Annotated in this window: 1 protein-coding gene; it reads left to right on the forward strand. The window is 63.2% G+C overall.

The window, feature by feature from the left end; all coding sequences use genetic code 11:
* Positions 1 to 129: 129 nt before the first annotated feature.
* A partial coding sequence (locus AC5Y5W_RS24940; protein WP_500014146.1) for an IS30 family transposase occupies positions 130 to 997 on the forward strand: 868 nt, incomplete at its 3' end.

A 997-nucleotide genomic window follows, 5' to 3' on the forward strand; every position in this document is an offset into this window, starting at 1 on the left:
GGGATGAGGCCGACTGATGCCGCAGTGGTTGCAGGCGTGTCGGAACACCGTGGTCGGCGCTGGGTCGAACAGGCTGGGTATGTGCCTAGAACCCCTTTTCCCGGACATCTTGAATCCCAGCCTGAGCCGGTGCCGCGGCCGGCGACGATGACGTTTATCGAACGCTGTCGGCTTGAAGAACTGCTCTTAGCTGGATATCGCAAGGCCAAAGCGGCGGACCTGCTCAAGCGGGATCGATCGACGATTTATCGAGAAGTCGTCCGAGGAACCACCGACTCGGGGTATCGCGCCTGGGCCGGCCAGGCGGTGGTCGATGCCAACCGGGCGCGACCTAAGCCACGCAAGCTGCAGTCCAACCCTGTGCTGCTGGGCGAGGTTCTGCAACGCTTGGAGCAGCGGCATAGTCCCGAGCAGATCGCGGGCCGGCTGCGTGAAGAGAACCCCGACGGTCCGGAGATGTGGGTGTCACACGAGACGATTTATCAGGCCATGTACGTCCAACCCCGCGGGGAGTTGGCCCGCCAGGTCAAAGCGGCGCTGCGAACTGGACGGACTCAACGAAAACCTCAGGGCCGCAAACCAGTTGAGAATCCTGACCGGTTCAAGGCCGGCATGGTCAACATTAGTGAGCGTCCCGCCGAGGCCGACGACCGGGCGATCCCCGGCCATTGGGAGGGCGACATAATCCTTGGCGCCCACAACGAGTCAGCGATCGGCACCCTGGTGGAGCGCACCACCGGGTTCGTGATGCTGCTGCATCTGCCTGGTGATCACACCGCCGCCACCCTCGCCGACGCGATGACCGTCAAGATCCCCGAGATTCCCGAGATCTTGCGCCGTTCCCTGACCTGGGACCAAGGCAGCGAGATGGCGCTACACACCAAGATCACCGAGGCCACCGGGCTGCCGATCTACTTCTGCGACCCGCACAGCCCTTGGCAGCGCGGCAGCAGCGAAAACATCAATGGCCTGCTACGCCAGTACTTCCCTAAAGGCA

Source organism: Mycobacterium sp. NGS51 (assembly GCF_059812525.1).